The organism is Allobosea sp. (assembly GCF_030694325.1).
In the GTDB taxonomy this organism is placed as follows: domain Bacteria; phylum Pseudomonadota; class Alphaproteobacteria; order Rhizobiales; family Beijerinckiaceae; genus Allobosea.
The window spans coordinates 1-25,611 of record NZ_JAUXYO010000335.1; the positions used below are offsets into that span (position 1 = coordinate 1).

Sequence of the window (25,611 nt, forward strand, 5' to 3'; positions counted from 1 at the left end):
CTCCGCCGCGCGGCGCTCGATCTCCTCGTCGGTCATAGCCTTGAACGCCGCGGACAGAGGCGGAGCTTGGGGCAGATCGTCAAGGCTCTCATAGCGCACGAGCTTTTCGGGCCTGTTCGTATCGCTGTCGTTCACGTTGGCCTGCCTTACACGCCGAGATGATGCGGATGTCGCCGCCCCGTTCCGTCAGCACGACACAAAGGATCTCACCATCATATAGCCCAAGCGCCCATTGCCGAACTTCACCGTAATCGCGCCGCCGGTCTACGGTCAGGACGACGAAGCCGCGAAACATCTGCGCCGCCTGCAGGAACGAGAGCCCGTGCTTGGCCTCGTTGGCCTTGCTCTTCGCCTCGTCCCATTGGAAGCCCATGGACCACTGTAGCTACAGATGCAGCTACGCGCAATTGCTCACATTAGCACGATCAGCGAGCGCGGCGACAGGTTCAGCTCGGCATCGGCCTTGAGGCCTTTTCGGCCCTCGTCGGACCCCGGCCCGTTATCGGTGTCGAGGACCACTGACCACGACCCTTTCTTCACCCGCGGCGGAATCTTGAAGGGAACATCGCCGTCGAAGGCGTTGAATAGAATCAGGGCTTCGTCGCCGCCCTGCTCGACGTCGGGCATGTGCATCAGGAGGCCGATGGCGAGGACGCCCTCGTCGTCCCAGTGCTCCTCCTGCTGATCGCCGCCGGCCGGATTGACCCAGCGCAGCAGGCAGCCGTCGCGGAAGGAAGCGCGACGGAAGATCGGGTGCTCCGCCCGCAGCTGGGTCACGCGCTGGACGAAGCGGGTGAGCGCATGGTCGCGCTCGGTCAGCTCTTCCCAGCGCATCCAGGCAATCTCGTTGTCCTGGCAGTAGACGTTGTTGTTGCCGTGGTTCGAGTGTCCGTGCTCGTCGCCCGCCAGCAGCATCGGCGTGCCGTGCGAGAGCAGCAGCGTGGCGAGCAGGTTGCGCTTCTGGCGCTCGCGGGCGGCGAGGATGCCCTCGTCCTCGGTCGGGCCCTCGGCGCCGAAATTGAAGGACAGGTTGTGGCCGTGGCCGTCCTTGTTGTCCTCGCCATTCGCCTCGTTGTGCTTCTCGTTGTAGGAGACGAGATCGTTCAGCGTGAAACCGTCATGAGCGGTCAGGAAGTTGACGCCCGCCCAGGGCCGTCGGCCGCGAAGATCGTAGATGTCGCCCGAACCGGTGACCCGAGCGGCGAGATCGCGGATGATGCCAGGCTCGCCCTTCCAATAGGCGCGGGTGGTGTCACGATACTTGTCGTTCCACTCGCCCCAGCCCGGCGGAAAGCCGCCGACCTGGTAGCCGCCCGGGCCGATGTCCCAGGGCTCGCCGACCAGCTTGACCTTGCGCAGCACCGGGTCCTGACCGATCGCGTCGAAGAAGCCGCCGCGCTGGTCGAAGCCATGCGGCTCGCGCCCGAGGATGGTGCCGAGATCGAAACGGAAGCCGTCGACTTCCATGACCTCGACCCAGTAGCGCAGCGAGTCGAGGATCATCTGCAGCACGCGCGGATGGCTGGTGTTGACCGTGTTCCCGGTGCCGGTGTCGTTGATGTAGAAGCGCGGCTCGTCGGGCATCGTTCGGTAATAGGCGAAGTTGTCGATGCCCTTGAAGGAGAGCGTCGGCCCCATCTCGTTGCCTTCGGCGGTGTGGTTGTAGACCACGTCGAGGATGACCTCGAGACCCGCATCGTGGAATTTGCGCACCATGTCGCGGAAGGAGGCCAGCCGCGCCTTGCCCTCGTAGCGCTGCATCGGCGCGAAGAAGCCGATCGTGTTGTAGCCCCAGTAATTGGTCAGGTTCTTGGCGGCGAGGTGATGGTCGTCGAGATAGGCATGGACCGGCAGCAGCTCGACCGAGGTGACGCCGAGCCTCTTGATGTAATCGACGATCGCCTTCTCGCCGAGCCCGTCGAAGGTGCCGCGCAGGTCCTCCGGCACCGCCGGGTGGAGCTTGGTGAAGCCGCGAACATGGGTCTCGTAGAAGACCGTCCGGTCCCACGGAATGTTGGGACGCGCCGGCGGGTTGGGGTCCGCGCGCCAGTCGCAGACCACGCATTTGGGCATGAAGGGCGCGCTGTCGAGTTCGCTGAAGGTGAGGTCCTTCTCGCCCTCGGCATCGACGACATAGCCGTAATGGGCGTCGTTCCAGTCGACCGAACCGGAATACTCCTTGGCATAGGGGTCGAGCAGGAGCTTATTGGGGTTGAAGCGATGTCCCTCCTCCGGCGCGAAACGGCCATGGACGCGGTAGCCGTAGCGCTGGCCAGGCTTCACCCCCGGCAGATAGCCGTGCCAGATCTCGTTGGTGTACTCGGGCAGCGTGATCCGCGCGGTCTCGGTCTTGCCGGTCTCGTCGAAGAGGCAGAGTTCGACCCGTTCGGCATGGGCCGAGAAAATCGCGAAATTGGTGCCGTCACCATCATGGACAGCGCCCAGATCGGCGCAGTCGCCCGCCCGGACGTCGAATTGCGTGGCCTTGCCGTCGGACATGAGATCCCCTGTACGGTTCAGGCCGGACGGGCGGCGGCGGCGTCATGCCGCACCAATTCCCGTCACATCTATGTCGCGAGCCTGCCGCAGACCGGTCAACGTGACGGGACCTGCGTGGTTCCGGAGAGCGGCACCCGAATTGCATGAAATTTTTGCAGTGCACTGGGAACATTGCACCGCAAAACGAGTTGGAGGTCTCAGCTGCCTGGGGATCGCGAAATGGCCGAGACGCTGAAGGACCCGGGGACCGATAACGGCCCCGCTACCTCTGGCCATGCGCTGACCTATGCGCCGGTCGTCAAGGACGGGGTGCCCGAAGCCCCACCGAAGCTGCCGGGATCCACGCGCCTGCTCTTCGTCACCTCGGAAATGGGCGATTTCATCAAGGCGGGCGGCCTCGGCGAAGTCTCCACGGCCCTGCCCCGACAGCTGCGCACGCTTTGCGACGTCCGCGTCCTGCTACCCGGCTTCCGTCAGGTGCGCGCGGCGAGCCCCGTCATGGACATCGTCCGCGAAATGCCGCGAACGGCGGGCCTGCCGCCCTGGTCTCTGGGCCGGTTCAGGACCGCTGACGGGCTGACGATCTATGCGGTGCTCTGCGACGAACTCTATGATCGCGAGGGCTCGCCCTACGGTCCCTATTCGGGCGGCGATTTCCCGGACAACGACATCCGCTTCGCCCGTCTTTCGCTGGCGGCCGCCGAGATCGCAGCCGGCGAGGCCGACCCGAACTGGAAGCCCGACGTCGCCCATGTCAACGACTGGCCCTCGGCTCTGGCGCCCGGCTATATGCGCTGGAAGGGGCTCGCCACGCCCTCGATCCTCACCATCCACAACCTCGCCTATCAGGGGCTCTACCAGCCCAGCCGCATGGCCGCGCTCGGCATTCCGGACCTCGCCTTCTCGGTGAACGGCGCCGAGTTCCACGGCAAGATCTCCTTCCTCAAGGGCGGAATCTATTACAGCTCGCACGTCACCACCGTCAGCGAGACCTATGCCCACGAGATCACCACGGCCGAGCATGGCTGCGGGCTCGACGGGCTGCTCCGACTGCGCATGCAGGAAGGGCGGCTGACCGGAATCGTCAACGGCATCGACGACAGCTGGGCCTCTCCGCTCGCCGACCCGACGCGCGGCATCCGCCAGTGGAAGCGCCGCAGCGCCGCCGATATCCGCAAGAGCTTCGAGCTGCCACCCTCGCGCGGGCCGTTGTTCTCGATCATCTCGCGCCTCGTCCACCAGAAGGGGATCGACCTCTCGATCGAGGCCGCGGAGACCATCATCGGCAATGGCGGCCAGCTCGTCGTCACCGGGCGCGGCGAGCCGCGCCTCGAAGATGCGATCGAGCGCCTGGCGCGCCAGCATCCGCAGTCGGTCGCGGCCCGCATCGGTTTCGACGATGCCGAGGCACGGCGCATCTTCGCGGCGAGCGACTTCCTGCTGATGCCATCGCGCTTCGAGCCCTGCGGCCTCAGCCAGATGTATGCCCAGCGCTCGGGCGCACTGCCGATCGCCTACCGCACCGGCGGGCTCGTGGACACGATCGAGGATGGACAATCGGGCTTCCTGTTCTCGTCGCTGACGGGTGCCGGCCTGTCCTCCGCGGTGATGCGCGCACTCGACGCCTTCCGCTCCAAGGCAGCCTTTCTGCAGATGCGCCAGCACGCCATGGCCAAGCGCTTCGACTGGAGCCGCCCGACGGACCGCTACGCCGCCGTCTACGCGCAGGCGCTCGCCAGCTGAAGGCCAGACGGACGGCGCCAGGGGATATCTGGCGACCGCTCGTCCTGGAACCGCCGCGCACCGTCCACGGTCCTGAGCGGACAAGCGTGGAGGTCGGCGTGACCGGCTCGCTCTCAGGCGGCGCCGGACCACCGCCCGGCCAGTCCTGGCGCTCGGGCTGCGGACGAATGAACCAAAGCCGGCGCGTCAACGGACGGCCGGCTTTGAAGCATGGGGCGACCGTCCTACTTCTTGGCGCTGGCAGACTTGCTGGCGCTAGCGGACTTGCCGGTGCTGGCGGACTTGGGCTTCGTCGCGGCAGCCTTGGCAGGGCTCTTGGCAGCAGCCTTGGCGGGCGCAGTATCGGGAGCCTTGCGGGCCGCCGTCTTGCCCATGGCGGGAGCCTCAGACGTCGCAGCGCTCTTGGCTGGCCCCTTGGCCGGGCTTTTCGCCTTGGCGCCGGCTTGTTTGGCGCCGGCTTGTTTAGCGCCCCTATCCTTGCCAGCGCCTGCAGCGACACGTTCCTCCGCCATCCGCCAATGCTGGGCATCGCGACCCTGGGGTTTGCCCTCGGCCTCCCAGATCGCGTAGGCCACGTCGCGGATGGTCTGCTCCCGGCTCATTCGGCATCCTCCCTCTCAAATGCCAGCGTTGCAGTGCGACAACCGGGCCGGATGCCGATGGTTCCAGAGCCGCTTGGAGCGCGCCGGGAATCGCCGGAGAATGCAGGCCGTGGCGCGGAACGCGGGCGGGCTTCGCTGCGTTGCATCATCGACGATTCCCCGCCGCGGGTGGAGTCGCATTTGCGCTGGAGCCCGACCGAATGACGCGACCGATGCCGCCCCGCCTGCCCCGCCTTCCGGCACGCGACCTCGAGCGGCTCGTCGCAGGACGCCACCCCGATCCCTTCGCGGTCCTCGGCCGCCATCGCGTCGAAGAGATCGATGTCGTGCGCGCCTTCCTGCCGGGAGCGAACTATGTCGAGCTGATCGTCGACGAGCACGGGCAGCGCCGGGCGCTGCCGATGGTCGCACAGGGCGACGGCCTGTTCGAGGCGGCGCTGCCGCAGGGCGCCGCCTACCGCATCCGCACCGCCTGGCCGGGCGGCATCACCGAAACGGCCGATCCCTACGGCTTCGGACTGCTGCTCTCCGACGACGATCTCCACCTTGCCGCCGAGGGGCGCCATTTCGATCTCGCGACGCGGCTCGGCGCCAATCTGCGCGAAATAGACGGCGTCGCCGGCGTGCTTTTTGCCGTCTGGGCGCCCAACGCCGCCCATGTCGCGGTCGTCGGCGACTTCAATGGCTGGAACGCGACCCGCCACCCGATGCGCCGCCGGCTCGGTGCTGGCATCTGGGAGCTGTTCATCCCCGGCGTCGAGGCCGGGGCGGTCTACAAGTACGCGCTGGTCTCCGGCACGGGCGAGGCCCTGCCCTGGAAGGCGGACCCGCTCGCGCGACGCACCGAACTGCCGCCGCGCACCGGCTCGGTCGTCGCCGAGGCGCCCGATCTCGCCTGGAGCGATGCCGACTGGCTGGAGGCCCGCGAGAACGCCGACCCGATGACGGCGCCGATGACCATCTACGAGGTCCATGTCGGCTCCTGGCTCAGGACCGAATGGGGCCAGATGGGCTCCTGGGACGAGGCCAGCGAACGGCTGATCCCCTATCTCCAGCATATGGGCTTCAGCCATGTCGAGCTGATGCCGATCACCGAGCACCCGTTCGGAGGCTCCTGGGGTTATCAGCCGCTCGCCCTCTTCGCGCCGACCGCAAGGCTCGGCCCGCCCGAGGCCTTCGCCCGCTTCGTCGATCGCTGCCATGCCGCCGGCATCGGCGTCATCCTCGACTGGGTGCCGGCACATTTCCCCTCCGACGAGCACGGCCTCGCCCGCTTCGACGGCACGGCGCTCTACGAGCATGAAGACCCGCGCCAAGGCTTCCACATCGACTGGAACACGCTGATCTACAATGTCGGGCGCAGCGAGGTCCGCGGCTTCCTGATCGCCTCGGCGCTGTTCTGGATCGAGACCTTCCATCTCGACGGCCTGAGGGTCGACGCGGTCGCCTCGATGCTCTACCGCGACTACAGCCGCAAGCCGGGCGAATGGGTGCCGAACCATCTCGGCGGCCGCGAGAACCTGGAGGCGGTGGGCTTCTTCCAGGAGCTGAACACGCTGGTCGGCGCGCGCGGCCGGGGTGCCGTCACCATCGCCGAGGAATCGACCGCCTGGCCGGGCGTAACCCGGCCGGTGCATCACGGAGGCCTCGGCTTCCATTTCAAATGGAACATGGGCTGGATGCACGACACGCTGCGCTACATCGCGCATGATCCCGTCCATCGCGGCTATCATGGCGACGACGTCACCTTCGGCCTCGTCTATGCCTTCTCCGAGAATTTCGTGCTGCCGATCTCCCATGACGAGGTCGTGCACGGAAAAGGCTCGCTGATCTCGCGCATGCCGGGCGACGACTGGCAGCGCTTCGCCAATCTGCGGCTCTATCTCGCGATGATGTGGGCCCACCCGGGCAAGAAGCTGCTCTTCATGGGCTGCGAGTTCGGGGCCGAAGACGAATGGTCGGTCGACGCCCCCTTCCCCTGGCCGCACCCATTCGATGAGCGCCGACAGGGCGTCTCGCGGCTGGTGCGGGACCTCAATGCGCTCTATCGCGCGACGCCGGCCCTGCACCGGCTCGACCACAGGCCCGACGGCTTCGCCTGGATCGTCGCAGACGACAGCACCAATGCCGTCTTCGCCTTCAGCCGCACCAGCCGGCCCGGCGCGGCCGAGGTGCTGGTCGTCGCCAACATGACGCCGGTGCCCCGCCACGACTATCGCATCGGCGTGCCCCGGGCCGGGCTCTGGCGGGAGCGGCTGAACAGTGATGCGCAGATCTATGGCGGGTCAGGCCTCGGCAATGGCGGCGCTGTGGAGACGCAAGCGGTCGCGGCCCATGGCAGTGCGCAGAGCCTGTCGCTGACGCTGCCGCCGCTCGGCTTGCTGGTGCTGGAGCACGATGCGCAGGTGGCGCCGTCCGTCTCGCCCCCGCTTGCCGCCCCCCTGCCCTGACCGAACCTGCGAGCGGAGCCCCGCATGAGCGACGACATTCTCCGCCAGCTTGCCGTCAAGGCCGGGATCGCGCCGCGCTGGACCGAGCAGACCGGGGCGGAGCGCGAGGTCTCGGCCCAGAGTTTGCGCTTCATCCTGCAGGCGCTCGGCCTGCCGGCCGGCACCGACGCGGAGCTGCGGCAATCACTCGCGACCGTCGAGGCGGGCGCGAACCTTTCCGCCCAGTCGCGCTTCACCACGGCCCGCACCGGGCAGACCGTCGTGCTGCCGATCGCGGCGCAGGCGGGAAGCCCCGTCGAATTGACGCTCGAGGACGGCACCCGCCGCACCGTGCGCTCCGAGGAGGGCTATGACGGCTCGCTGACCCTGCCGGCCTTCGACCGGCCCGGCTATCACACGGTTCATCTCGACGACGGTGATTTCACCATTGCGACGGGTCCCGAACGCTGCATCACCTTCGCGGATCTGAACGGCGGCAACGCCGGCTTCGGACTCGCCGCCCAGATCTACTCGCTGCGGTCACCGGACGATGGCGGCATCGGCAACTTCGCCGGCGTCGCCGCGCTCGGACGCGCGGCTGCCGCGCATGGGGCCGATGCGCTGGCGATCAGCCCGGTCCATGCGCTCTATGGCGCCTCGCCAGAGCATTTCAGCCCCTATTCGCCCTCGACCCGCCTTTTCTACAACCCGCTCCACGCCGACCCTTCCGCGGTCCTGCCCGAAGCGATGCTGCGCGAGGTGATCGCGCGCGAGGGCCTGGGCGAGGAGATGGAACGTCTCGCGACGCTCCGCCAGATCGACTGGCCCGCCGCGACGCCGCTGCGCCAGCGGCTGCTGCGGGCCCTGTTCGAGGCGCTGCGCGCGCCCGACGGCCCTGGCGGCGAAGCGCGCGCAGCGCTGGATCGCGTCCGGGCGGAGGCCTCACCGCTGTTGCGCTCCCATGCCGTCTTCGAGGTGCTGCACGCCACCCAGTTGCGCCGGGATCCCCACGCCTGGAGCTGGCGCAGCTGGGATGCGCCCTTCCGCGACCCCGACGGACCGGCGGTCGCGGCCTTCGCGTCCGAGCACGTCACGGAGGTCGACTACCAGATCTTCCTGCAATGGCTCACCGCTTCTTCCTATGGCGCCGCCCAGAGCGCCTGCCGCGAGGCGGGCATGAAGGTCGGGTTGATCGCCGATCTCGCCATCGGCATGGATGCGTCGGGCAGCCATGCCTGGAGCCGCCAGCACGAGGTGCTCGGCGGGCTCAGCGTCGGCGCTCCGCCCGATTACTATTCCGCCGAGGGGCAGAGCTGGGGCCTGACCACCTTCTCGCCGCGCGGGCTGGCCGCGTCAGGCTTCGCGCCCTTCATCGAGACCTTGCGGGCGAGCCTGCGCCATGTCGGCGGCATCCGTATCGACCACGTCATGGGGCTCAGCCGGCTCTGGCTGGTGCCGGAGGGGGCGTCCGCGCTGGATGGCGCCTATGTCGCCTTCCCCTCCGAGACGCTGTTCCGGCTCGTCGCGCTCGAATCCTGGCGCCATGGCGCCATCGTCATCGGCGAGGATCTGGGCACCCTCCCCGACGGTTTCCGCGACGATCTGCGTCGGCAGGGCGTGGCCGGACTGCGCGTGCTGCGTTTCGAGCGGACCGATCACGGCTATATCCCGCCCGAGCATTGGGATGCCGGCGCCGTCGCGCTCACCACGACGCATGACCTCGTCCCCACTGCGGGCTGGTGGGCCGGCAGCGATATGGAACCGGCGGTTGACGGCGTCGACCATGAGGGCATCCGAGCCTGGGACCGTGGCCTGCTCTGGGGCGCCTTCCAGGAGGCCGGCGTCGCCGAGGGCGAACGGCCCGCACCGGAAGACACCGACCCGGTGGTCGACGCCGCGATCCGCTTCATCGCCCGCACGCCCAGCACGCTGAAGCTGCTGCCGATCGAGGACGCGCTCGGCATCCGCACCCAGCCGAACGTGCCGGGCACCACGACCGAAAAGCCGAACTGGCGCCACCGGCTCGACGGCGAGGCCGGCACGCTGCTGGACGACGAGCGCGTCAGGCGGCGCCTCGCGGATCTCGCGCCGCCGCGCTCGGAGGGCTGAACAGCACCGTCATTGCGAGGAGCGCAGCGACGAAGCAATCCAGAAGGACTGGGCAGACCGTTCGACGCAGTTCTCCTGGATTGGCTCGCTGCGCTCGCAATGACGGGGTTAGCTCCTCCCCTCCACGATCTCCGCGATCGCATCGAGCATCCGCGTGTCGTCGCCCGCCAGCCCTTCCATGGCCGCCATGCGCTGGATCACGGTAGCGGCCACCGCCTCCTCCACCGTGTCCTCGGCATAGGCATAGAAGATCGTCGCATGCTGGCCGTCGCGGTGGCAGCGCCCCTCGATCTGCTGCAACTGGATCGCGCTGTGGCGCATGTCGTGGATGACGAGCGAGCGCTCGCGCTCGCCGCCCGGCATCTCGCCGCGATGCAGCGAGATCGACTCCGTCACGGTGAAGATCACGGCGTCGATCTGCCCGGTCTGGAAGGACAGCCGCGTCTCCTCGTTCTGGAGGCCGCTGCGCTCGCCATTGATCTCGCCGACCCGCCAGCCGCGCCCGCGCAGGGCATCGGCCAGCATCGCGCTGGTCTCGAGAAAGGCGACGGAGACCGCGATCTGCTCGTCATTGCCGAGCAGGTCGTCGCAAAAATCGACCGTGCCTTGGATGCGCAGCAGGCTCGCCTTCTGGCGGAAACGGAGATCGGCCGCCCAGCCCTGCGGCTTGCGCGTCGAGCCGCCGGCGAGGCCCAGTTCCTTGCGGAATTCGCGCCAGGTCGCCTCGTAGAGCTTGCGCGCGGCGGTATCCAGCGCAACTGGGGCGAGCTCGCGCTGAACCTCCGGCCAGCCCGCGATCTCCTCCGGACGGCGCCGCAAGCCGATCGCGCGCGGGCCGCGATAGAGCAGGCCTGCCATCCGGGCCCGGTCGGCCTCGTTGGGCTCCCAGCTCCAGTTCTTCCAGCGTCCCCTCGCCCGGCCCATCTTCAGCCGCTTCATCAGCTGGCGGAACCCGTCGAGATCGGCGCTCGGCATGTCGGCCGCGCGCGCCAGCAGCGGCCCGAGATAGGACAGTTCGTGCGGCGACTGGCCGGCCGTCGCGCTCATATAGATCGTGAAGGAGGCGGCGGCCGCCATCTGCCGGCAGACCAGCCCCTGCTGCGAGTTGGGATTGCGGATGCGATGCGCCTCGTCGATCACGACGAGCGGCCAGATGCGCCTGGGCACGCCGAGCTTGGCCAGCTCGTTGTTCTTCGCCCGCACCGAGCGCTTCTTCGAATCCGGCGGCGGCGCCAGCAGCGACTTCGTCTTCTCGAAATTCATCAGCGTGACGCGCTTGGGCGGCAGGCCCGACAGCGCCATGGTGCGCCGCCATTGCGGGATCGCACCCTTGGGGCAGATCACCAGGATCTCGTCCTCCGGCATCGCCGAGAGTGCGAGCCAGGCCGAGAGCGTCTTGCCGAGCCCCGTCAGGTCGCCGAGCAGGAAGCCAGGGGCTCCGCCGGCGCGCGCTGCGAGGATGGCCGCGCAGGCCGTGCGCTGATGCTCATGCGGCACCATCGGCCGCTCTGCGCCCGTCATCGGGCGCACATCCGTCGCGCGCCATCGCCGGTGGCCGATTCCTGCATGGGCATGCCAGTATCAATACGTTGCGGCACCGGCAACGGGACCGCCCCTTCCAGCAGCCTGACAGACAGCGAGCTTCCATGACCCGCGCCCAAGCCATCGCGCATGCGCAAGATTATTTCGACAGCGGCGCCCTCAAAAACGACCTCGGCCGCCTCATCGCGATACCGACCGAAAGCCAGAACCCGGATCGCGCACCGGTCCTTACGGAATACCTCGAGCGCGAGATGCGCCCGCTCTTCGAGGGGCTGGGTTTCGAGTGCCGCATCCTGCACCATCCCAAGGCCAAGGGACCTTTCCTCTTCGCCCAGCGCATCGAGGACGAGAGCCTGCCGACGATCTTCGGCTACGGCCATGGCGACGTCATCCGCGGGCTCGACGCGCAATGGAGCGAAGGCCTCTCGCCCTGGACCCTGACCGAGCGCGACGGCCGCTGGTATGGCCGCGGCGTCGTCGACAACAAGGGCCAGCACGTCATCAACATCAATGCCTTGCGCGCTGTTCTTGAATCACGCGGAAAGCTCGGCTTCAACGCCAAATATCTGATCGAGATGGGGGAAGAATCGGGTTCGCCCGGCCTGCGCGAACTCTGCGCCGACGAGGCGGAACTGTTCAAATCCGACGTGCTGATCGCCTCGGACGGACCGCGGCTCAATGCCGAGCGGCCGACCGTGTTCCTGGGCGCACGCGGCGTCATCACCTTCGATCTCTCGATCGTCGCCCGCGACGGCGGCCATCATTCCGGGAACTGGGGCGGCATTCTCTCCGACCCGGCGATTCAGCTTGCCCACGCCATCGCCTCGATCACCTCCCCGACCGGCCAGATCCGCATCCATGAATGGGTGCCGCGCGAACTGCCGCGCGCCGTGCGCGAGGCGGTGGCGGACTGTGTCGTCGATGGCGGCCCCGACGGGCCGGTGATCGACCCCGGCTGGGGCGAGCCCGATCTGTCGCCGGCCGAACAGGTCTTCGGCTGGTGCTCCTTCGACGTGCTGGCGATGAAGTCGGGCGTGCCGGAGACGCCGGTCAATGCCGTCCCGCCCAGCGCCTGGGCGCGCTGCGCGCTGCGCTTCGTCGTCGGCATCGACCCGGCCGATGTGGTGCCGGCACTGCGCCGCCATCTCGACCGCCATGGCTTTCCGATGGTCGAGATCGTCATGCCCGGCGCCGAGCGCTTCGGCGCGACTCGGCTCGACCCCGAGGATGACTGGGTGCGCTTCACCATCGCCTCGATCGCGCGCAGCACCAACAAGAAGCCGGCGCTGCTGCCCAATCTCGGCGGCTCGCTGCCCAACGACATCTTCGCCGAAATCCTCGGCCTGAAGACGATCTGGGTGCCGCATTCCTATCCCGGCTGCTCGCAGCATGCGCCCGACGAGCACCTGCCCGTCGAGCTCGCGCGCGAGGCGCTGGGCCTGATGGCGGGACTCTACTGGGACATCGGCTCGGGCGAGGCCCCGCCGGTCTGAGGCCCTACTCCATCGGCTGCCGCGGGCCGCGATCCGGGGGCATGTCGTAGGGCGTCGCCGGTGGCGCCTCGGGCGGCGCGTCTGGCGGCAGCTCCTGCGGCGGCTCGGTCGGAATGCCCTGCGGCGCCTCGTCCGGCGGCATCTCGACCGGCGGCGCCGGCGGCACCTCGCTGGGCGTCAGCGGCGGCGCCTCGGGCGGCGGCGTCGGAATGGCGGGCGTACTGCCCGGATCGGTCTGCGCCTGAACAAAATCGGTCATGCGTCGCTCCTCGCTTCGCAGACACAACGCGCCGGCGCCGGCATGGTTCGGCGGCCTGATCATGCCCGAACGAAAACGACGCCGGCTCGCGCCGGCGTCGTGTCGATGAGACGTTGTTTCGAGCCGTCTACTTGAAGGAGGGCGGCGCGTTCAGATCGAGACCCGGCAAGCCGCCCGGACCACCCAGACCCGGGATCTGGATCGAGTCGAACTGCTTGTCGATCGCCTTCTGGTCGAGCTGCACCGCGGATGCTTTGTAGTGCATCACCATCTGCGGGAACGTCACGACCAGCGCCACCATGATGCACTGGATCACCACGAAGGGCACCGCACCCCAGTAGATCTGGCCCGTGGTCACCGGCTCCATCATCGTGCCCGTGACCTTGTCGCGATAGCGGTCCTTCGGTGCGACCGAGCGCAGGAAGAACAGCGCGAAGCCGAAAGGCGGGTGCATGAACGAGGTCTGCATGTTCACGCCCAGGATGACGCCGAACCAGATCAGGTCGATGCCGAGCTTCTCGGCCGCCGGCCCCAGCAGCGGCACGATGATGAAGGCGAGCTCGAAGAAGTCGAGGAAGAAGGCGAGCAGGAAGACCATCACGTTGACGACGATCAGGAAGCCCGTCGCACCGCCCGGCAGACCGATCAGAAGATGCTCGACCCAAAGATGGCCGTTGACGCCGTAGAAGGTCAGCGAGAACACGCGCGCGCCGACGAGGATGAAGAGCACGAAGGCCGAGAGCTTGGCCGTCGATTCCACCGCCTGCTTCAGCAGGTCGAAGGTCATCCGCTTCTTGCCATAGGCGAGCAGGATCGCACCGGTCGCCCCCATCGCTCCGCCTTCCGTCGGCGTCGCGACGCCGATGAAGATCGTGCCGAGCACCAGGAAGATCAGCGCCAGCGGCGGCACCATCACGAAGATCACCTGTTCGGTCATCCGCGACAGCAGGTTGAGGCCGAGCAGCTTGTTGACGATGGCGATGACGAAGGCGACGCCCACCGCGATCGACATCGTCAGGATGACGAAATCGGCACCCGCCTGCACCTTGGTGAAGGTCTTCATGTAGGCATAGGCCAGGCCAAAGGCGAGGATCGTGATCACCAGCAGCGAACGCCGCCGCGTTTCGCCGTCGGCGTCACGCAGGGTCTGCGCCTCGGGCGGCAGGCCGGGTGCCCGCTTCGGATAGATCATCGTGACGAGGAAGACATAGCCCGCATACATCGCCGACAGCACGAGGCCGGGGATGAAGGCGCCCTCATACATGTCGCCGACGGAGCGGCCGAGCTGGTCGGCCAGCACGATCAGCACCAGCGAGGGCGGGATGATCTGCGCCAGCGTCCCGGAGGCCGCGATGACGCCGGTGGCGAGGCGCCGGTCATAGCCGTAACGCAGCATGATCGGCAGCGAGATCAGGCCCATCGAGATGACGGAGGCCGCGACGACGCCGGTGGTCGCCGCGAGCAGCGCGCCGACGAAGATGACGGCATAGGCGAGACCGCCGCGGATCGGCCCGAAGAGCTGGCCGATCGTGTCCAGAAGATCCTCCGCCATGCCCGAGCGCTCGAGAATGAGGCCCATGAAGGTGAAGAACGGGATCGCCAGCAGCACGTCGTTGTTCATCGTGCCGTAGATGCGCTCCGGCATCGCCTGCAGGAAGTTCTCCTGGAACAGGCCGAGTTCGATGCCGACGATCGCGAAGAGCAGCCCGTTGGCGGCCAGCGCGAAAGCCACCGGATAGCCGAGCAAGAGGAAGAACACGAGCGCGGCGAACATCACCGGCGCCATGTTGACGCGCAGGAAGTCGCCGATGCCGGCGGCATGGGCATCGCCGGTGTGAAGCCCGAGGAAGGCGACGAGCGAGAGCGCCAGCAGCAGGCCGGCAGCGCGGGAGAAACGGGACAGGGTCATGGCGGGAATCCGGCGATCGTTCGGGGTGCTCACGAAGCCACCCCCTGCTGCTTGGCCTGTTCGAGCAGGCGATGAGCCTCGGCTTCCGCCGCGGCGGCATGCCCGCGCAACGTCTCGTCATCCTCGAGATGGCCGCGCATGATCGCGACCTGCTTGATGATCTCGGAGACGCCCTGGATCGCCAGCATCACGAAGCCGATGACGACGAGCCCCTTGGCCGGCCACTGCGCCAGACCGCCGGCCGACAACGACTGCTCGTTGATCGCATAGGAACGCACGAAGAACGGCCAGGAATGGTAGATCATCAGCAGGCAGAACGGCATCAGGAACAGCGTATGGCCGATCAGGTCGATCCAGCGCTGCACGCTCTTGGGCAGCAGGCTGTTCACGATGTCGATGCGGATATGCTCCTTCACCTTCAGCGTCCACGGCGCACACATCAGGAAGACCGCGCCGAACAGCATCCACTGCAGCTCGAGCCAGGCGTTCGACGACATGTTGAAGACCTTGCGGATGATCGCGTTGATGGCGGCCACCAGCACGGCGACCAGAATCAACCAGGCGATCTTCTTGCCGATCTGCGTATTAACCGCGTCGATGACACTGCTGATCCGGAGTAGTCCCTTCACAATGGTGCTCCCAGTTCCCGTGCGGCGCCTTGTTCTGCAAGCAGGCCCCATCCGCGTTTCGGTTATAGGAAGGCCCAGCCGCGCACAAGCGCCCGCAACCCTTATCCAAAAGGCCGGGTGCCGGGATTTTCGGCACGACGATGCAGCGGGTGGTGTCGCCCCGTAGGCCGCCTGATGGCCCGCCGGGCCGGCAGGCTGTCGGCCTGCCCAAACGAGCGACGATGTCAGGAGGAAGGGTTCGTGGTGGGTGATGTAGGGCTCGAACCTACGACCCGCTGATTAAGAGTCAGCTGCTCTACCAACTGAGCTAATCACCCATACGCCACGAAGCGCACGCCGTTTCGCGGCGAAGGCCGCGTCAGGCAGGCCGGCGATGTAGCAAAGCCCCCTGCCCCTGTCCACCCATCTGCGACAGAAATATGCGAGGCCCGCGGCGCGGCCGCCGCGGGCTCTGGCGACGCGGTTAACGGCGCCGCTCAGTCGGCCTTGCGGTTCAAAAGGTGATAGAGCGCGATCGCGCCGAAGGTGGCGGTGCCGATGCCGCCGAGCTCGAAGCCGAAGATCGGCAGCTTCAGGTCGCCCGCGCCCAGAATCAGCGCGGTGGCGACCGTCAGCAGGTTCTTCGGCTGCGCGAAATCGACCTTGCTCTCGACCCAGATGCGCCCGGCCGTGGCCGCGATCAGGCCGAAGACCACGATCGCCAGCCCGCCGAGCACGGCCACGGGAATCGTGCCGATGACCGCACCGAATTTCGGCGAGAAGCCCAGCGCCAATGCGATGATGCCAGCCGCGACGAAGACGAGCGTCGAATAGACCCGCGTCACCGCCATCACGCCCATGTTCTCGGCATAGGTCGTCACGCCCGTGCCGCCGCCCGACCCCGCGATCATGGTGGCGACGCCGTCGGCCATGAAGGCGCGGCCGATCAGCGGGTCGAGATTGCGCCCGGTCATCACCGCGATGCCCTTGATGTGCCCGAGATTCTCCGCGACCAGGATGATCGCGACCGGGGCGATCAGCGCGATCGCCCGGCCGTCGAAGACCGGCGCGACGAAATTCGGCAAGCCGAACCAGGCGGCCGCCGCGACGCGGCCGAAATCGACCGGCGGCGCACCGAAAGTCGCGGCCGTCAGCGCATAGACGACATAGGCGAGCAGGCCGCCGATCAGGATCGGCAGACGCTGGGCCAGCCCGCGGCTGTAGACGGCGACGACCGCGACCGAGACCACGGTGAACAGCGCGATCCACTTGGTGTAGGGGCTGGCCGAGATCATGTTCATCGCCACGCCGGTCAGATTGAGGCCGATCGCGGCCACGACCGCCCCGGTCACCACCGGCGGCAGCAGCTTCTCGATCCAGGCCGTGCCGACAGCCTGAACCAGCAGGCCGATGGCGGCATAGACCGCGCCGCAGGCGATGATGCCGCCCAGCGCCACGCCGATATTCGCATTCGGCCCGGAGCCGGCATAGCCCGTGGCCGCAATCACCACGCCGATGAAGGCGAAGGAGGAGCCGAGATAGCTCGGCAACTGCCCGCGCGTGACGATGAAGAACAGAAGTGTCGCGACGCCGGAGAAGAAGATCGCGACGTTCGGATCGAACCCCATCAGGATCGGCGCCAGCGCGGTCGCGCCGAACATGGCGACGACATGCTGCAGCCCGGCGATGACGGTCTGGCCGACCGGCATGCGCTCGTCGGGCATCACCGCGCCAGAGGTCTTCAGGGTCCAGTTCGGAAAGTAGCCGGCCATCGCCATCGCTCCACGCAGGTGGGTTGCGGCCGCCGCCGGGCGGCCGCTGATGAAGCGAGATGAAGGCAAGATGCAGGCCCGCGCCAGATCGGGGCGCGGTCATCCACCGGAATCGGACCTGTATGGGTCGAAAACGCGCCGTCATCCCGGGCGAAGCGCAGCGCAGACCCCGGATCCATGCCGGAACGGTTCAGGAATGGATCCCGGATCGGCGCCGCTGACGCGGCTTGTCCGGGATGACGGCGCGGCTGGAAACCTACTCCGCCGCGGCCTGGGCGTGCAGGCGCGAGCCCTTGGCCATCAGCTTGTTGAGCGCCACCAGATAGGCCTTGGCCGAGGAGACCAGCGTATCGGGATCGGCGCCGCGGCCGGTCACCGACGAGCCGTCATGGGTCAGCCGCACCGTGACCTCCGCCTGCGCGTCGGTGCCCTGCGTGACGGCGTGGACGTCGTAGAGCTCCAGCGTCGCCTCATGCGGCACGATCGCCTTGATCGCGTTGAAGATCGCGTCGACCGGCCCGTTGCCCTCGACCTCCTCGGTGACGAAGCGGCCATCGACATCGAGCTTCATCGTCGCGCGCTGCGGGCCACGCGTGCCGGCCATCACCGTCAGCGAGACCAGCTTCACCCGGTCATGGGCGGAGGCCAGGTTCTCGTCGACCAGCGCCTCGATATCCTCGTCATAGACGTGCTTCTTGCGGTCGGCGAGCGCCTTGAAGCGGGTGAAGGCGTCCTCCATCTGATTCTCGCCCAGATCGTAGCCCATGTCCTTCAGCTTCGAGCGGAAGGCGGCGCGGCCGGAATGCTTGCCCATCACCAGCGAGGTCTTGGTTACGCCGACCGAGGCCGGGGTCATGATCTCGTAGGTGGTCTGGTTCTTCAGCATCCCGTCCTGGTGGATGCCGCTCTCATGGGCGAAAGCGTTCCGCCCGACGATCGCCTTGTTGTACTGCACCGGGAAGGCGCAAGCGCCGGAGACGGCCCGAGAGGTCTTCATCAGCAGCGTCGAGTCGATGCCGGTATCGTAGGGCAGCACGTCTCCGCGCACGCGCAGCGCCATCACCACCTCTTCCAGCGCGGCATTGCCGGCGCGCTCGCCGATGCCGTTGATGGTGCATTCGACCTGCCGCGCCCCGCCCTCGATGCCGGCGATCGAATTGGCGACCGCCAGTCCCAGATCATTGTGGCAATGCACCGAGAAGATCGCCTTGTCGGCATTGGGCACCCGCTCGCGCACCTGCCGGAACATGGCGCGGTACTCGTCGGGCGTGGCGTAGCCGACCGTGTCGGGCAGGTTGATCGTGGTCGCGCCGGCGCGGATCGCGGCCTCGGTGGCGCGGCAGAGATAGTCGATCGGCGTGCGGGTAGCGTCCATCGCCGACCATTCGACATCCTCGACCAGGTTGCGCGCCTGCGCGACCGTCCTGGTGATGATCTCCAGCACCTCCTCCTGCGACTTGCGCATCTGGTGCTCGAGATGGATCGGCGAGGTCGAGACGAAGGTGTGGATGCGCGGCTTGCCCGCATGGCGCACCGCCTCGCCCGCCCGCGCGATGTCACCAGAGATGGCGCGGGCCAGGCCGGCGATGGTCGAGCGCTTGCTGCGCCGCGCGATCTCGGAGACCGCCTCGAAATCACCCTCCGAGGCGATCGGGAAGCCGGCCTCGATGATGTCGACGCCCATCAAATCCAGCATCTCGGCGACCTCGAGCTTCTCCTCGAAGGTCATGGTGGCGCCGGGGCACTGCTCTCCGTCGCGCAGCGTGGTGTCGAAGATCAGCACGCGGTCCTTTTGGGAAGCGGGCGTCGAAGAGCCGTGGCTGTTGGTCGAGTCGGTCATGATCGTGGTCCTGAAAGAGCTGGCGCCGCTCTCGTCGGATGCAGGCGCCTCAGATCGGGAAGGTCGTTCTCGTCACTCCCCTGAGCGCCCAGGCATGCATGCCCGGCCGGCCCTCAGGGGCGGCTAAGGAGAAGAAGCAGACCGAGGCAGGAGACGGGACGCGCGCGCAGGCCCGCGATCCGCGCAATGGCGCGGCCGGAAGGCGAAGCGGGGGCAAACGTCTGGGGCAAACGGAATCCTCGAAGACCGTGGAACGATGTAGCCGAAAACGGGAGCCGCGCGCAAGCATATGTCGCAGGCAGCAGCAGGGTTGGGAGCACGGCGAGGATGCCCCTATCATCAGGACCGGGCGTGCCGGTCCCGACTCGGCGCGACGGGGGATGATGGCGCGATGCTGACCTATAACCGCTGGGCGATCGGGCTCGCCTTCTGCCTATCGGGGCTCGCCGGCTATATCGACACGATCGGCTTCATCAGCCTCGGTGGCTTCTTCGTCTCCTTCATGAGCGGCAACACCACGCGGCTCGGCATCGAGCTCGCCGGGCTGAAGGGCGGCGGGATCGCCACCGCCGCGCTGATCCTCGTCCTCTTCGTCATCGGCGTGATCTGCGGCTCGGTCGCCGGCCATTTTGGCGGCCGGCGGCGCAAATCGGCCGTGCTCTGGGTCGTGGCGCTGGCGCTCGTCGTCGCCGCGAGCCTCGACCTGATCGGACTGAGCTTCGCCGGCGCCGCCATGCTCGCCTTCGCCATGGGCGCGGAGAACGGCGTCTTCCAGCGCGATGGCGAGGTCACGATCGCGCTGACCTACATGACCGGGACGCTGGTGAAGATGGGCCAGCGCATGGCGGGCGCCCTGCTCGGCGGGCCGAAACTCGCCTGGGTCCGCCATTTCGTGCTCTGGATCGGCCTGCTGACCGGCTGCATCAACGGCGCCGTCGCGCATTACCTCGTCGGCCAGGGCGCGGTCTGGCTGGCGGCGCTGGCGGCTGCCATCTTCGCGCTCGCCTTGCCCTTCCTGCCGCTGGACGATTGAGCGGGCTGAGTTCAGCCCTCATCCCGAGGAGCCGCGCACGCGGCGTCTCGAAGGATGCTCCCGATGTCTCCGGAGCCTCCTGGGGCATCCTTCGAGACGCGATCCTGCGGATCGCTCCTCAGGATGAGGGCTGTGGGGTGCTGAAAGATGCTAAACCAGCCACCGCTTTGCCCGCTCGCGGGAATCGGTCATCTTCGCGGTCACCCGATGCCGGAGCCCGCCATGCGCGCCTTTGCCCTGCCCCTCGCCGCCCTCGCCTTCGGCCTCGCCGCCTGCCAGACCGCCACGGTCTCGACGCCGCCGGCCCCGCCGCCCGAGCAGGCCGGCGCCGGCGTCACGCCCAACACCTTCCGCATGCCCACGGGCTCGGGCTGCTCCGGCGAGGTCGAGCGTTTCCAGGCGGTGATGGACAACGACCTCGCCACCGGCCACACCACCAAGGGCGTTCACACCCGGGTTTCGGCCGAGATTTCGACCGCCCGCTCGACCTGCGCCGCCGGCAACGAGGGCGGCGCGATCAGCCAGATCCGGGCGACGAAGGCGCGGTTCGGCTATCCGGGGTAAGGATTGGCTGCGGAACCTCCGCGTCATCCCGAACAAGCCGCGAAGCGGCGCCGCTCCGGGATCCATCGGAGGGTGGGACATCGCCCTATGATGGATCCCGGGACGACCTGCGGTCGCCCGGGATGACGGCGCGTGCCCTCGCGCGGCCGGAAAGGCCCTACGCCGCCAGCCCCCGCTTCTCCAGCAGCGCGTCCGGCGTCGGCAGCCGGCCGCGGAAGAGCCTGTAGGCCTCCGCCGCGTCGCGCGTGTCGCCGGCGGAATAGATGTAGCGCTTCAACTTGCCGGCCAGCTCCGGCGAAAACACGTCGCCGGTCTCCAGGAAGGCGTTGAAGGCGTCGGCGTCCATCACCTCCGACCAGAGATAGCTGTAATAGCCGGCCGAATAGCCGTCGCCCGAGAAGACATGGGTGAAATGCGGCGTGCGGTGCCGCATCACCATGCCCTCGGGCATGCCGAGCCGCGCAAGCTCCGCCTTCTCGAAGGCCAGCGCATCGATCTCGCCGGGGTCCTCCAGCGAATGGAAGGCGAGGTCGACCAGCGCCGACGAGGTGTATTCGACCGTGGCGCAACCCTGGTTGAAGGTCTGGGCGCGCTTGATCGTCTCGATCAATGCGTCTGGAATCGGCTCGCCCGTCTCGGCGTGCAGGCAGTAGCGCTGCATCACCTCCCTGGTCAGGAACCAGTGCTCGTAAAGCTGCGAGGGCAGTTCGACGAAATCGCGCGACACCGCCGTGCCCGCGAGCGATCCGTAGGTGACGTCCGAAAGCAGGCCGTGCAGCGCATGGCCGAATTCGTGGAACAGCGTGCGCGCATCGTCGATCGAGAGCAGCGCGGGCTGCGCCTGCGCCGGCTTGGCGAAATTGCAGACATTGACGATGATCGGGCGGATCTCGCCGCCGAGCTTGCGCTGGCCGCGGAAGGCGCTCATCCAGGCGCCCGATCGCTTCGAGGCGCGGGCGAAATAATCGCCGATGAACAGGCCGATATGCCGGCCGCTGGCCGTCTCCGTCACCTCCCAGATCCGGACATCGGGGTGATAGCCGGCAAGATCCGTCCGCGCCGTGAAGGACAGCCCAAACAGCTTGCCGGCGACGTCGAAGGCGGCGGCGATGATCCGGTCGAGCTGGAGATACGGCTTCAGCACGGCTTCATCGAGCGCATAGGTCTTCTGGCGCACCTTCTCGGCATAGTGGCGCCAGTCGAAGGGGCGGATCGGGCCGTTTTCGCCTTCCGCCTGCGCCAGCGCCGCGAGATCGGCTGCCTCCTGCGCCGTGCGCGCCTTGGCCGGCTTCCAGACCAGCTCGAGCAGCTCGCGGACGTTTTCCGGCGTCTTGGCCATGGTGTCGTCGAGCTTGAAATGCGCGAAGGTCGCGTAGCCCAGAAGCTTCGCCTTTTCGGCGCGCAGCTTGACCATTTCGGCGACGATCAGGCGGTTGTCGCTGTCATTGCCGTTCTCGCCGCGCTTGCCCCAGGCGGCGAAGGCCTCTTCGCGCAGATCGCGGCGGGTCGAGAAGGTCAGGAAGGGCTCGATCACCGAGCGCGACAGCGTCACCGCATGCTGGCCGGGATGGCCGCGATCGGCCGCCGCCCGCGCCATCGCGGCCAGCAGGAAGGGCGGCAGCCCGTCGAGCCCCGCCTCGTCCTCGATCATCAGGGCGTAGGAGGATTCATCCTTCAGCACGTTCTGGCTGAACTGGGTGCCAAGCGCCGCCAGCCGCTCATTGATCGCCGCCAGCCGCGCCTTGTCCTCCGCGCCGAGCTGCGCGCCCGAGCGGATGAAGCCGCGATGCGTGCGCTCCAGCAGCCGCGTCTGCTCGGGATCGAGCCCAAGCGCCTCGCGCTGCGCAAAGACCGCATCGACCCGCGCGAACAGGCCCTCATCCATCATGATCGCCGACCAGTGGCGCGAGGTCAGCGGCGAGAGAGCGCGCTCGATCGCCTGGAGAGCCTCGTTCGTATCGGCGCCCGCCAGATTGTAGAACACGCCGCCGACCCGCGAGAGGGCACGGCCCGCGCGTTCCAGAGCCTCGATCGTGTTGGCGAAATCCGGCGCCGCCGGATCGGCCACGATCGCCGCCATCTCGTCCTTGTGCTTGGCGAGCGCCGCCTCGAAGGCCGGCTGGATATGCTCGGGCCGGATCGCCGCGAAGGGCGGCAGACCGAAGGGCGTGTCCCAGCGCGCCGCGAAGGGGTTGTCGGCCGGAAGCGGCAGGGCCTCGGGAGCAAGCGCTTCGGGAGCGAGTGCTTCGGGAGCAAGGGCTTCGGTCGCGGTCATGGCAGGGCTTTCGGCTGGCGGCGGCGGACGGATCGGGATCCGATCAGTCCTGCGCGAAGATATGCGTGAGATAGGGCTTCATGAAGACCGCCATCTTGTGGCGGTCGCAATCGGCGGGGCTGCGCAGGATCACGATGTCGTCGAGTTCCTGCTCCGCGAGCCCGGCCATCCGCGATAGCATCAGCGCGCGCGCCTCTTCCGCCGGCAGGTCGATGGTGAGCGGGCGCATGAAGGCGACGCGGCCGGGGGAAAACACCGTATGCCAGCCCTCCCCGACCCGAACCTCGCTCGCGACCAGGCCGGTCTCCTCCGCGAGTTCGCGCAGCACGCTGCCGGCGAGATCGACCGTGCCGTCGGCGCGGACATCGCTGCGGTCGGGCGTGCCGGCGGCGAAATAGACCATGCCGCCATTGGCGGTATGCCCGCCCATCCGCCCGCAGAGGAAGGCACCGTCGCGGGCCCGCAAGGCGCCCATGGCGAAGCCGTTGCGCAGCGCGGGGCCGGGATGGCCGCTGTCGCGCCACGTCATGAAGGCGGCATAGTCGGTCTCGAAATAACGTGCGTGGAAGACGCCGTCGACGATCGCTGCGCGGTGCTGCAGCAGGATGCGCCCGTTGAACATGGCGGGCTTGCCGGCGCTGATCTGCGCCCAATGCGCCGCGATCTCGACCTCGTTCTCGCGGCCGAAAGCCCAATCATAGGGCGCGATCCGGGCATCGACCCGGTCGACCCGGGCGATGTGCCCGTCCGCAAAGCGCTCGATGTCGTTGCCGCCCGGGCTCGCCGCACCCGTCACAGCAGCACACCCTCGCTGATGACCACGGCCGCGCCGCCGATCCGCGCCGAGGCCAGCGCGCCCTCCGCCACCGTCAGCTCCAGCGTGATCTGCGAGGGCCGGCCCATCTCGTAGCCCTGCTCGATGACGAAGCGGTGCTCTCCGTCGCCGGGCCTGTCGAAGGCCATGATCGCCCCGGCGAAAGCCGCCGAAGCACCGCCCGTCGCCGGGTCCTCGACGATGCCCGCGCCGGGCCAGAACATGCGGGCGTGATAATGATGCCCGGCCGCGACCGTCTCGCGGCAATAAACGAAGGCGTTGGGATGGGCAGCCGGCGTCATCACCGCGTCCCAGCGCCCGAGATCGAGTGCGATCGAACCGATCGCGGCGAGATCCGCCACCGGCACCATGGTGAAGGGCACGCCGGCCGAGAACACGGCCGGGCGGTGACCGGGCAGGCCGATGCGGCCGGGATCCAGCCCGAGCACGGAGGCGATGGCGGCGGCATCCGGCGCCGGCTCGCCCTCCAGCGGCAGGCGTGGCAGGGTGAAGGTGGCCTGCCCCGAGCGCTCTCCACTCACGGCGACGGCGCAGGGCACGCGACCGATCGTCTCCTCCAGCACCAGGATGTCGGCGCCGCGCCCCTCGGCCCGGTCGCGCAGTGCGAGCAAAACGGCGGTGCCGACGGTCGGATGGCCGGCGAAGGGCAGCTCGCGGCCGGGCGTAAAGATTCGCAGCGCCGCGCGGTGGCCGGTATCCGCAGGCGGCTGCACGAACACCGTCTCCGACAGGTTGAACTCGCGCGCGATCGCCTGCATCGCTGCCGTATCGAGCCCGTCCGCGTCGAGCACCACCGCCAGCGGGTTGCCGGCATGGGGCGTAGCGGTGAAGACGTCGAGCGTGACGAAGCGGCGGGCCATGGCTGTCAGTTCCTCGGAATGGTCAGGTCGATCGTCAGAGGACAATGGTCGGAGGCCTTGGGCCGGTCCCAGCCGACGCGCGGATAGCGGTCGGCCGCAGTCGCCAGCCGCGCCATCGAGCGGTCGGGCTCGCGCGGGTCGAGCGGCACGCGATAGGGCAGCCCGCGCCGGATCATCTGCAGCGCCGGATGCGGATTGACCGCCGCCAGTGCCGGCGAGAGCAGGATATGGTCGAGCGGCATATGCGTCTCGACCAATTGCTGGCGCGCCTCCGACCAGTAGCGACGGAAATGCGTCCAGCGCTCATGCGGCGGCAGCGTGTCCATCGGGTCGACGGCGAAACCGTCGAGCAGCGGCTCGATGCCGCTTTCGCCTTCGTCGACGATTTCGGCCAGCGGCCCGAGCCCATGGCGATAGGCGTTGAGGTCGCCGAGCACGATCCAGTTCGCCTCGCGCCAGCCCGCGCCGAAGCGCTGCCGGATCAGTCCCTTCACCGCCCGCGCCTCGGCCCGGCGCACCGGCAGCGTCGCCACCCGCCCGTCGTCGCGGCCGTTGTTCATCGATTTGAAGTGGCAGCCGAACAGAGCGAGGCTGCGGTCGCCGAAATCGAGCTCGACCTGCAGGCAGTCGCGCGCGAAGACCTTGCCGTCGGGCCCGATCCCGAGCGCGGCGAGATCGCGGTCATGCACCCCGGCCGCCGCGAAGCTGAGATCCTTGTGCGAGCGCAGGCTGACCCGCTGCGGCGCGAGCAGATCGCGCCGCGCCGCGAAGCCGATATCGATGTTGCGCCGGTCATTGCCGTCGAGCAGCGTGAAATGGCCGTAGCGGTGGTCGGCGATGCGGTGGACGTAATTGGCGAAGAAGGCCTGCAGGCTCGCCAGCGAATCGACCTCCTGCAGCATCCAGAGATCGGCCCGCGCCTCCGCCAGAGCGAGCGCCGTCATCTGGCGCTTGTCGTCCTCCAGCGCGACCGCCAGCGAACGCTCGACCGCGTCACGCTCGTCGACGCGCGGAAAATGGAACAGCGACATGGCGGCCGCGGTGTCACCGCGCTCGCCCGAGGAGAAGCGATGACGCGTCAGCAGGTTCTCGACATTGAAGGTGCCGACGCGCAGTTTCATGGGCGGCCGACCGCCTCTCGCAAGCCCTCATCCAGCCCACAGCCCTCATCCTGAGGAGCCGCGCAGCGGCGTCTCGAAGGATGCTCCAGAGATGTGCGGAGCCTCCTGGACCATCCTT

The 25,611-nt window shown here is 68.1% G+C and carries 19 protein-coding genes and 1 tRNA gene; 6 read left to right on the top strand and 14 right to left on the bottom strand.

Annotation, left to right across the window (positions count from 1 at the left end; translation table 11 throughout):
- Nucleotides 1-88: 88 nt before the first annotated feature.
- Nucleotides 89-373 carry a BrnT family toxin gene (locus Q8M82_RS21535; protein WP_305693343.1) on the bottom strand — a complete coding sequence of 95 codons (285 nt, stop codon included), beginning with the start codon at nt 371-373 and terminating at the stop codon, nt 89-91.
- Nucleotides 374-411: 38 nt separating this feature from the next.
- Nucleotides 412-2,499, bottom strand: a complete 2,088-nt coding sequence (glgX, locus tag Q8M82_RS21540; RefSeq protein WP_305693344.1) for a glycogen debranching protein GlgX — start codon at nt 2,497-2,499, stop codon at nt 412-414.
- 219 nt (nt 2,500-2,718) lie between these two features.
- Between glgX and glgA the strand changes: the two genes are divergently transcribed.
- Nucleotides 2,719-4,242 carry a glycogen synthase GlgA gene (glgA, locus tag Q8M82_RS21545; protein WP_305693345.1) on the top strand — a complete coding sequence of 508 codons (1,524 nt, stop codon included), beginning with the start codon at nt 2,719-2,721 and terminating at the stop codon, nt 4,240-4,242.
- 224 nt (nt 4,243-4,466) lie between these two features.
- Here glgA and Q8M82_RS21550 read toward each other — a convergent pair whose 3' ends face one another.
- Complete coding sequence (locus Q8M82_RS21550) at nt 4,467-4,844, bottom strand: DUF2934 domain-containing protein (RefSeq protein ID WP_305693346.1); 378 nt, start codon at nt 4,842-4,844, stop codon at nt 4,467-4,469.
- A 200-nt stretch (nt 4,845-5,044) separates the two neighbouring features.
- Here Q8M82_RS21550 and glgB point away from each other — a divergent pair, with 200 nt between their 5' ends.
- A complete protein-coding gene (glgB, locus tag Q8M82_RS21555; protein ID WP_305693347.1) occupies nt 5,045-7,294 on the top strand; it encodes a 1,4-alpha-glucan branching protein GlgB in 2,250 nt (749 codons plus the stop codon).
- Between the two features lie 24 nt (nt 7,295-7,318).
- Complete coding sequence (gene malQ / locus Q8M82_RS21560) at nt 7,319-9,382, top strand: 4-alpha-glucanotransferase (protein WP_305693348.1); 2,064 nt, start codon at nt 7,319-7,321, stop codon at nt 9,380-9,382.
- Nucleotides 9,383-9,490: 108 nt separating this feature from the next.
- Here malQ and Q8M82_RS21565 read toward each other — a convergent pair whose 3' ends face one another.
- Nucleotides 9,491-10,903 carry an SNF2-related protein gene (locus Q8M82_RS21565; protein WP_305693349.1) on the bottom strand — a complete coding sequence of 471 codons (1,413 nt, stop codon included), beginning with the start codon at nt 10,901-10,903 and terminating at the stop codon, nt 9,491-9,493.
- A 125-nt stretch (nt 10,904-11,028) separates the two neighbouring features.
- On the opposite strand from Q8M82_RS21565, the gene Q8M82_RS21570 reads away from it, so the two are divergent.
- Entirely contained in the window at nt 11,029-12,417 is a 1,389-nt protein-coding gene (locus Q8M82_RS21570; RefSeq protein ID WP_305693350.1) for a M20 family metallopeptidase, read from the top strand.
- 4 nt (nt 12,418-12,421) lie between these two features.
- Here Q8M82_RS21570 and Q8M82_RS21575 read toward each other — a convergent pair whose 3' ends face one another.
- The 6 genes from Q8M82_RS21575 to Q8M82_RS21600 form a co-directional block, all read right to left on the bottom strand.
- Complete coding sequence (locus Q8M82_RS21575) at nt 12,422-12,676, bottom strand: hypothetical protein (protein ID WP_305693351.1); 255 nt, start codon at nt 12,674-12,676, stop codon at nt 12,422-12,424.
- A 127-nt stretch (nt 12,677-12,803) separates the two neighbouring features.
- Nucleotides 12,804-14,462, bottom strand: a complete 1,659-nt coding sequence (locus Q8M82_RS21580; protein WP_371126433.1) for a TRAP transporter large permease — start codon at nt 14,460-14,462, stop codon at nt 12,804-12,806.
- A gap of 152 nt (nt 14,463-14,614) precedes the next feature.
- Nucleotides 14,615-15,214, bottom strand: a complete 600-nt coding sequence (locus Q8M82_RS21585) for a TRAP transporter small permease subunit (RefSeq protein WP_305693352.1) — start codon at nt 15,212-15,214, stop codon at nt 14,615-14,617.
- Nucleotides 15,215-15,455: 241 nt separating this feature from the next.
- Nucleotides 15,456-15,531, bottom strand: a tRNA-Lys gene (locus tag Q8M82_RS21590).
- Nucleotides 15,532-15,690: 159 nt separating this feature from the next.
- Nucleotides 15,691-16,971, bottom strand: coding sequence for a solute carrier family 23 protein (locus Q8M82_RS21595; RefSeq protein WP_305693353.1), 1,281 nt, complete (start codon nt 16,969-16,971; stop codon nt 15,691-15,693).
- Nucleotides 16,972-17,221: 250 nt separating this feature from the next.
- A complete protein-coding gene (locus tag Q8M82_RS21600) occupies nt 17,222-18,805 on the bottom strand; it encodes a 2-isopropylmalate synthase (RefSeq protein WP_305693354.1) in 1,584 nt (527 codons plus the stop codon).
- 391 nt (nt 18,806-19,196) lie between these two features.
- Between Q8M82_RS21600 and Q8M82_RS21605 the strand changes: the two genes are divergently transcribed.
- Entirely contained in the window at nt 19,197-19,838 is a 642-nt protein-coding gene (locus Q8M82_RS21605; RefSeq protein WP_305693355.1) for a YoaK family protein, read from the top strand.
- A gap of 222 nt (nt 19,839-20,060) precedes the next feature.
- Nucleotides 20,061-20,402, top strand: a complete 342-nt coding sequence (locus Q8M82_RS21610; protein ID WP_305693356.1) for a hypothetical protein — start codon at nt 20,061-20,063, stop codon at nt 20,400-20,402.
- A 157-nt stretch (nt 20,403-20,559) separates the two neighbouring features.
- Here the strand turns inward: Q8M82_RS21610 and Q8M82_RS21615 are convergent, their stop codons facing one another.
- The 4 genes from Q8M82_RS21615 to Q8M82_RS21630 are packed head-to-tail and all read right to left on the bottom strand — an operon-like array spanning nt 20,560 to nt 25,493.
- Complete coding sequence (locus Q8M82_RS21615; protein WP_305693357.1) at nt 20,560-22,677, bottom strand: M3 family metallopeptidase; 2,118 nt, start codon at nt 22,675-22,677, stop codon at nt 20,560-20,562.
- Between the two features lie 43 nt (nt 22,678-22,720).
- Nucleotides 22,721-23,473, bottom strand: coding sequence for an NUDIX hydrolase (locus Q8M82_RS21620; RefSeq protein ID WP_305693358.1), 753 nt, complete (start codon nt 23,471-23,473; stop codon nt 22,721-22,723).
- Entirely contained in the window at nt 23,470-24,372 is a 903-nt protein-coding gene (locus Q8M82_RS21625) for a PhzF family phenazine biosynthesis protein (protein WP_305693359.1), read from the bottom strand. The genes Q8M82_RS21620 and Q8M82_RS21625 overlap by 4 nt, the downstream gene beginning before the upstream one ends.
- A gap of 5 nt (nt 24,373-24,377) precedes the next feature.
- Nucleotides 24,378-25,493 (bottom strand): endonuclease/exonuclease/phosphatase family protein, encoded by a 1,116-nt coding sequence (locus Q8M82_RS21630; protein ID WP_305693360.1) that lies wholly within the window; start codon nt 25,491-25,493, stop codon nt 24,378-24,380.
- Nucleotides 25,494-25,611 lie beyond the last annotated feature (118 nt).